This window comes from Romboutsia sp., from assembly GCF_056995035.1.
Window position 1 is genome coordinate 1 of sequence record NZ_JBXKIW010000094.1, and the last position, 9358, is coordinate 9358.

A 9358-nucleotide genomic window follows, 5' to 3' on the forward strand; every position below is an offset into this window, starting at 1 on the left:
ATGTGGTTATAATAGCAAAGAGGATACACCTGTTCCCATTCCGAACACAGAAGTTAAGCTCTTTAGCGCTGATGGTACTTGGTGGGCAACTGCCTGGGAGAGTAAGACGTAGCCACGTAATTTTTTTTTATTGTGAATAAAGAGGGGTATAGATATTATTGCTTAAATAATATCTATACCCTTATTTCGTGCGCAATAAAAATAAAAGTGTAGTGAAACGACAATTTTAAAGCGTATAAGTTCTGATTAGATATATTGAATAAAATTAATTTTATAAAATATGATTATTAAACTCCTTTTATGGAAAAATAATAGTTAGAAACTCTTAACTACTTACATAAAAGGAGAAAAATTATGGCAAAAATAATGAAAACAATTGATGGAAATACAGCTGCAGCACATGTTGCATATGCATTTACTGATGTTGCAGCAATATTTCCAATAACACCATCAACAAATATGGCAGAATCAGTAGATGAATGGGCTGCTCAAGGATTAAAGAATATCTTCAATCAAAAAGTAAATGTAGTAGAGATGCAATCTGAAGCAGGAGCAGCGGGTGCATTCCATGGATCACTTCAAGCAGGAGCGCTTACAACTACATTTACAGCGTCACAAGGATTACTTCTTATGATACCGAACATGTATAAAGTAGCAGGTGAATTATTGCCAGGGGTATTCCATGTAAGTGCGCGTGCACTAGCAGCACAAGCTTTATCAATATTTGGAGATCATCAAGATGTTATGGCTGCACGTCAAACTGGATGTGTGATGTTAGCATCTGGTTCAGTACAAGAAGTAGCAGATTTAGCGCCAGTAGCACATTTAGCATCAATTAAAGGAAGATTACCCTTTGTGCATTTCTTTGATGGTTTTAGAACTTCTCATGAAATACAAAAAGTAGAAGTACTTGAATATGATGATTACGCTAAATTAATAGACTATAAAGCATTACAAGAGTTTAGAGATAGAGCATTATCACCAGAGCACCCTGTTACTCGTGGTACTGCTCAAAATCCAGACATATATTTTCAAACAAGAGAAGCCAGTAATAAATACTATGAAGCAATAGTGCCAATAGTAGAAGATTATATAAAACAAATGAATGACCTTACAGGAAGAAATTATGGATTATTCAATTACTATGGATCACAAGATGCTAAAGAAATATTAATTGCAATAGGGTCAGTAACTGAAGCTATTGAAGAAACTATAGATGAATTGAATTCTAAAGGTGCAAACTATGGATTAGTAAAAGTACATTTATATAGACCATTCTCTATAAAACATTTCTTAGATGTAGTACCTAAGAGTGTAGAGAGAATATGCGTGCTGGATAGAACAAAAGAACCAGGAGCAATTGGTGAACCTTTATATCTAGATGTACGTTCACTATATTATAATAAAGAAAATGCTCCGATGATAATTGGTGGTAGATACGGCCTTGGTTCAAAGGATGTAACACCATCAGATATAAAAGCTATATTTGATAACTTATCAAGTTCAAATCCTAAGGATCAATTTACAGTAGGTATAGTTGATGATGTAACTAACACATCTATAGAAGTTAAAGATGAATTCAAGTTAAGTAATAAAGGTACTATAAACTGTAAATTCTGGGGATTAGGCTCAGATGGTACAGTTGGAGCTAACAAACAAGCTATAAAGATAATCGGTGATAATACTAAAAAATATGCTCAAGCCTATTTTGATTATGATTCTAAAAAATCTGGTGGTATAACAATGTCTCACTTAAGATTTGGAGATTCTCCGATAAGATCAACTTATTTAATAGATAATGCAGATTATATAGCTTGTCATAATCAATCATATGTAAATCAATATGACTTATTAAGAGGACTTAAAGAGGGCGGAACATTTGTATTAAATACAATATGGGATGAAAAAGAATTAGATGAATATTTACCAGCTAAAATGAAAAACTTTATAGCACAAAATAATGTAAACTTCTACACTGTAAATGCAACTAAGATAGCACAGGGAATAGGTCTTGGAAATAGAATAAACATGATAATGCAATCAGCATTCTTTAAGCTAGCAAATATAATACCTGAAGATGAAGCAACTGAATATTTAAAAGCATCAATAAGCAAATCTTATGGTAAAAAAGGTGAAAAAATTGTTAACATGAACTATGAGGCAGTAGAACAAGGTAAAAATGCTTTAGTTAAAGTAAATGTGCCAGCATCTTGGGAAACTGTAACAGATAACAACCTAGATAATGATAAAGAACCTGATTTTATAAAAAATATATTAAGACCAATAAATGCTCAAGAAGGAGATAGCTTACCAGTAAGTGCATTTAATGGAATTGAAGATGGTACATTCCCTAATGGAACAGCAGCTTATGAAAAACGTGGTATTGCTATAAATGTACCAGAATGGATAACTGATAACTGTATTCAATGTAATCAATGTGCATACATCTGCCCTCATGCAACAATTAGACCATTCTTATTAAATGAAGAAGAAGTTAAAAATGTACCAGAAGATTTTGAGACTAAAAAAGCTACAGGTAAAGGTTTTGAGGGGTTACAATATAGAATGCAAGTAGATCCTATGGATTGTACAGGCTGCGGAAACTGTGCAGATATATGTCCAGCGAAACAAAAAGCTTTAGTTATGAAGCCACTTGAAACCCAAACAGAAAGAGAAATCCCAAACTGGGAATATGCAGTTTCTAAAGTTTCATATAAAGGTGGCTTAGTAGCAGGAAAAACTGTTAAGGATTCACAATTTAAGACTCCTTTAATGGAATTCTCAGGAGCTTGTGCAGGATGTGGAGAAACAGCTTATATAAAATTAGTTACTCAATTATATGGGGATAGAATGATGATAGCAAATGCTACAGGATGTTCATCTATATGGGGAGGATCAGCTCCAACAACTCCATATACTATCAATCATGAAGGTAAGGGTCCATCTTGGGCAAATTCATTATTTGAGGATAATGCAGAGTTTGGATATGGTATGTACCTAGCAGTTAAACAAATGAGAGCTAAACTACATGATACAATGAATGAATTAGTAGTAATTGAAGATTGTGTAGATTGTAAAGATATATTTAAAAATTGGATAGATAGTATGAATAATGGAGAAACATCTAAAGAAGCAAGCAAGGAAGTGTTAGAAGTTATAGAAAGAAAATCATTTAGTGGAAGAGCAAAAGAATTAGTAGAGGAAATAAAAGCTAGAAAAGATTACTTAGTTAAGAGATCACAATGGATATTAGGTGGAGATGGTTGGGCATATGACATTGGATATGGTGGACTTGACCATGTACTTGCATCTGGTGAAAATGTAAATGTATTAGTATTTGATACAGAGATATATTCAAATACTGGAGGTCAAGCATCAAAATCAACTCCAGTAGCAGCAATGGCTAAATTTGCAGCAGCAGGTAAGAGATCTAAAAAGAAAGACTTAGGTATGATGGCAATGAGTTATGGAAATGTATATGTAGCTCAAGTTGCAATGGGTGCAGACAAAAATCAATTATTAAAGGCTATAATAGAAGCTGAAAATTATGATGGACCATCGTTAATAATAGCGTATGCACCATGCATAAGCCATGGATTAAAAGAAGGCATGGGAAGAAGTGTAGCTAATGAAGCACAAGCAGTAGCATGTGGATACTGGCATTTATATAGACATAATCCACAATTAAAAACAGAAGGAAAAAATCCATTTATACTAGATTCAAAAGATCCAACAGCGAGCTTTAGAGACTTTATAATGGGACAAGTAAGATATGCTGCAGTAGCTAAACAATTCCCTGATGTAGCAGAGGAATTATTCAGTATGACAGAGGAAAATGCAAAAGAAAGATATGAATCTTACAAAAAATTAGCTCAATAAATATAATTGTGAAAGGCGTGTACTTAAATTTAAGTTCACGCCTTTTATAATAAGGAATATTGTATATTAATATAGACTTGTATAATGAAAAATATAACAAATATATGTAAGAATTAAAGATTTTATAAATTCAATGAATTCACCCATAACTTGTATAACTAATTTATTTAATAGCTCATGTGATTCATATATGACATAAAACAACTAATTTTTTATTTTATCATAGTGAAAATAATGGTATTATTATTTATGATAATTGAATCTAGATATTATGAAAATAATTTGTAAGGTAAAAATAAATAGTATACATATTAAAAAGAAAGGATTTTTTATGTCTAAAGTAACTAAGAAAACTGCTATTATTCTAATGATTATAATATTAGCATCTAAGATAACAGGATTTTTAAGAGATATAGTATTAGCACAAGCTTTTGGAGCAGGAGATGTAACGGATGCATATCTTACAGCATTAAATATACCTGTTGTATTATTTGATGGAATAAGTGCATCTCTTGGAACAACATTTATACCAATGTTTTTCAGTATAAAAGAGAATAAAGGAAATAAAGAAGTATATAGGTTTACAAGTAATATAATAAATATAATATTAGTAATAAGTATAATATTTATTGTTATAGGTATGATATTCACACCGTATATAGTAAAAATATTTGCAATGGGATTTGAAGGAAAAGTACTAGAACTTACAGTAGGATATTCTAGAATTTTATTATTCTCCATGATTTTTATAGCTACAAATGGTTTAATATCATCATTTTTAGTGGCATCTGGAAATGTATATATATCTGGACTTGTAAGTATACCATTTAACATATTTGTTATAGTAGCAATATTTTTAGGTTCTATGACAAATTCATATGTAATGATATATGGAACTTTATTTGCATATGTAGCACAACTTTTATTTCAGATACCATTCTTATTTAAAAAAGGATATAAACACAAACTTATATTGGATTTGCAAGATGAAAATATAAGACAAATATTATATCTTGTATTGCCTGTATTTTTTGGTTCTTATGTAAATCAAATAAATACAGTAGTAAATAGAACACTAGCATCTACTTTAGAAGCTGGTAGTATTACAGCCCTAAATTATGCAAATAAACTAAATATGTTTGCAGTAGGAATTATCGTTATATCTTTGTCAACAATAATGTATCCAATACTTTCAAAACTAGCTAGTGAAGATAATATAAAAGCTTTTAAGTACAATATATCTAAGTCTATAAATATAATAATAATATCTATGGTTCCAATTATGGTAATGATTATGGATTTATCAAAACCTATAGTTCAAATATTATTTGAGGAAGGTTCTTTTGATTCAAGAGCGACATATTTAACATCAACAGCTCTATTTTATTATTCAATAGGAATAGTAGCATATGGGTTAAGAGATATGCTATCAAAGGCATTTTACTCACTGCAAGATACAAAAACACCAGTAAAAAATGCTACAATAGCAGTAATTATAAATGTAATACTTTCTATAGTTTTAGTAAAGTACATGGGAATTGGAGGGCTTGCATTAGCAGGGTCTATATCTGCTATAATTACTACAATTTTACTATTTATATCTTTAAGAAAGAAAATAGGAAAAATAGGGTTCAAAAATATCTTTATTACTTTTATAAAAGTTTTTGTATCATCTATAATAATGGGAGTTATAATGAAAATTGTATACAATGAAATATTTGGGTTTGGAGTAAGTATACTAGGAGAAAGTAGAAAGCTCATGGGGTTAAGCGCTATGATATGTGTTATACTAGGATTAATTATATATATACTATTAACAATGATATTTAATATTAAAGAAGCTAAGGAAATTGTAAACTTAGTGAAAAATAAAATCATAAATAGTAATAAAAAAGTATAAGTGATAAAGTAGCTAAAGTAATTGAAAGAATAATATAGAAAAATTAGTATTAAGAGAAGTAGAGTAAACTACTTAACTAATAGGTATATAATATTAATCTGATTAATTAAGTGGCTTTTAAAATTTAGGTATATCAAAAAAAATCATAATATAGTATGATTTTTATTGATATGCATAAATTTATTGCTTAAATAAGGGGAAAAGAATGAAAAAAATAAATATATTGAAGATTTTGAGTGTTATTGTTTTAGGATTTATAGTATTTAATACAAATATTTGGACTTCATATGCATCAAATATTAATTTTAGAAATATTAAAAATGAAGATGGATTATCCCAATCTACAGTAGAGACGATGATTCAAGATAGAAAAGGGTATATATGGATTGGTACAAATGATGGTTTGAACAAGTATAATGGTTATGATTTTAAAGTTTATAGACATAATGAAAGAAATATAAATAGCATAGCTAATAACTACATAGTAGATTTACAAGAAGATAAATTGGGAAATATATGGGTAGGAACTGCTGATGGGTTAAGTAAAATAAATACTGAAAATAATGAAATAACTAACTATTTTTCATCAGAGAAAAAAGGAAATTTATCGCATAATAATATTGGCGATATTCTAGTAACAAAAGATAATAAAGTAATGGTAGGAACATCTAATGGTCTTAATTTGTATGATGAAGTTAATGATAAATTTATACATATATTTTCTAGAGATAATGATTTAAGTAACCAACTTATACATACACTAGAACAAGATAGCAATGGAGATATATGGGTGGCTACTAAATTAGGATTGAATAAAATAGATATAAATGAAAATAAAGTATATAAATTTTATAGCAATAATGAAGATGGAAATACAATAAGTGAAAATGATATATATGGTCTTCATTATGATGACAATGGGTATATATGGGCAGGTACATTCGAACAAGGTTTAAATAGAATCGATATAAGTACTAATAAAGTAACAAGATTTAAATATGATCAAAATAATGAAAAATCAATACCGTCTAATTATATAAGAGATATATTTAAAGATAGTAATGAAACGATGTGGATTGCAACAGACAAAGGATTAGCAAAATTTAATGAAAAAGATGAAACATTTACTTCATATAAAAGTAATACGTATGATAGAAATAGCTTAATTGATGATGATGTTTACACAATTATAGAAGATAAGAGTGGTTTGATTTGGGTAGGGACTTATTTAGGAATAAGTATATTTGATCCTAATAACAATATTAAGCATTATAAAAAAAATCCATTTGATAATAATTCATTAAGTGAAAATGCTATTCATGGAATATATGAAGATGAGGATGGACTATTGTGGATAGGAACTAACTCAAAAGGTGTAAATATTTTTAATAGAGAAACTAATGAAATATCTCATTTAAATAGAGAAACAACAAATCATTTATTTAGTAACGATTGTATAAATGATATAATTGGTAAAGGTAATGAAATATATGTAGCTACAAATAATGGTGTCAATAAAATTAACAAAAAAGAAAAGACAATAACCGTATATAACAAGGATGATGGAGTTTGTGAAGATAATATAAGATCATTATTTTTAGATAGTAAGGGATATCTTTGGATAGGAACATCTAATGGAGTGAGTATACTAAATACGAAGACAGATGAAATAGAAGATATCACAGATAAAATAAAGGATTTTGAAATAGAAACATTATATGCAAAAGTTATATATGAAGATAGCGAAGGGATATATTGGATAGGATGTTTTGTAGATGGAGGTCTAATAAGAGTAGATCCTGATAATAAGAGTATAAAAAAATATGAAAATAAAGAAAATGATAAAACAACAATAAGTTCAGATACTATAAGATCTATATCTGAAGATAATAATGGAAACCTATGGATAGGAACTAGTTATGGATTAAATAAATTTGATAAAAAGTCAGAAACATTTACACGATATACCACATTAGATGGACTAGCTAATAATACAGTATATGGTATATTGATGGATGAAAGTAATAACTTATGGCTTAGTACTAATAAGGGAATTTCAAAGTTTGATGTTAAAAATAATGCTTTTGAAAATTTCAGTGTAACAGATGGATTACAAGCTAATGAATTTAATGGAAATGCAGCTTACAAAAATGATAAAGGTGAATTTATCTTTGGAGGGATAAATGGATTAAATATATTTAATCCATCTCAAGTAGGCAAAAAAAAATATACGCCCAATGTTGTATTTGATGATTTTGAAGTAAATGGGAGACATTATAATAATATAGATGGAATGAAATTTAAGCATAATGAGAACTTTCTTAATATAAATGTGTTTTTCCCAGACTATAGCAATATTGAAAATGTTCAATATTATTATATTTTAGAAGGTACAAGTGAACATTGGCGAGAAGTAGAGTCAAATGATATAAATTACAGTAACTTATCACCGGGAAAATATACTCTAAAAATAAAGGCTAGAAGTTACAATGGTAGCATCACAGATGAGAATAAAGTAACTTTTACTATAGACCCTCCATTTTATAAAAGTAGTATAGCATTCTTTATATACTTTTTAATAGTAATACTAGTAACATATTCATATATTAATAGAATGAAATATTTAGATAAATTAATTCACAAAAGAACAGAACAATTAAGTCATGAAATGGAAATAAATAATGAATTATTAAATAAAGTAATTGAATTAGAAAGAAATAAGAATAGTTACTTTATTAATCTATCTCATGAGCTTAGGACACCACTAAATGTAATTTATACTACTGAACAGCTAATAACAGAGTTAAATAAATCAGATGATGGAATAGAAAAAGAAAAATTAACTCAATATATGATTGTGATGAAAAGAAATACTAAAAGGCTATTACGTTTAATAAATAACTTAATAGATACTGCTAAAATAGATCATGGAAAATATAAAGTGAATTTAAAAGAAAGTGATATTGTATATATAGTTGAAGAAGCTACATTATCATTAAAAGAGTATGTAGAAAGTAAGGGAATTGAATTAATAATTGATCCTGAAATTGAAGAAAAGATTATTATGTGTGATGCCTATGAAATAGAAAGGTGTATAGTTAACTTAGTTGGAAATGCTACAAAATTTACTCCAAGTGGGGGAAAAATAGAAGTATGTATAAAAGAGTTAAATGATAAAGTTATGATATCTGTACAAGATAATGGTGTTGGTATGGATCCTAAGTATCATGATTTAATATTTGATAGATTTAATCAAATAGTAGATGTACATTCAGAAGTTAAAGGTGGGAGTGGATTAGGTTTAACAATAACCAAGCATATAATAGACCTTCATAATGGAGAGATATATGTTGAAAGTGAATTAAATAAGGGATGTAAATTCATTATAATTTTATAGTACTATATAAAAATGCACTCAATAAATAGTATAATCCCCTTATAGTAGACACATAAAAAAAAGCATCGTATAATGATGCTGATTGTGACTAATATAAGGGGGTTTTTCTATGGATAAAAAATATAATAAATATGATAAAGAATTGAAACTTAAAGCTGTAGATATGTATTTAAATGAAGGTA

Annotated in this window: 3 protein-coding genes and 1 rRNA gene; all 4 read left to right on the plus strand. The window is 28.4% G+C overall.

Features of this window, described 5'->3' with window-relative positions; all coding sequences use genetic code 11:
* Position 1: 1 nt before the first annotated feature.
* The 4 genes from rrf (at position 2) to AC11VW_RS14950 (ending at position 9176) form a co-directional block, all read left to right on the plus strand.
* Positions 2–118, plus strand: a 5S ribosomal RNA gene (gene rrf / locus AC11VW_RS14935).
* 236 nt (positions 119–354) lie between these two features.
* Positions 355–3879, plus strand: coding sequence for a pyruvate:ferredoxin (flavodoxin) oxidoreductase (gene nifJ / locus AC11VW_RS14940; RefSeq protein ID WP_484302231.1), 3525 nt, complete (start codon positions 355–357; stop codon positions 3877–3879).
* A gap of 331 nt (positions 3880–4210) precedes the next feature.
* Positions 4211–5779, plus strand: a complete 1569-nt coding sequence (murJ, locus tag AC11VW_RS14945; protein ID WP_484302232.1) for a murein biosynthesis integral membrane protein MurJ — start codon at positions 4211–4213, stop codon at positions 5777–5779.
* Positions 5780–5984: 205 nt separating this feature from the next.
* The gene (locus tag AC11VW_RS14950; protein WP_484302233.1) at positions 5985–9176 is read left to right on the plus strand and encodes a ligand-binding sensor domain-containing protein; all 3192 of its coding nucleotides are present in this window, start codon (positions 5985–5987) and stop codon (positions 9174–9176) included.
* Positions 9177–9358 lie beyond the last annotated feature (182 nt).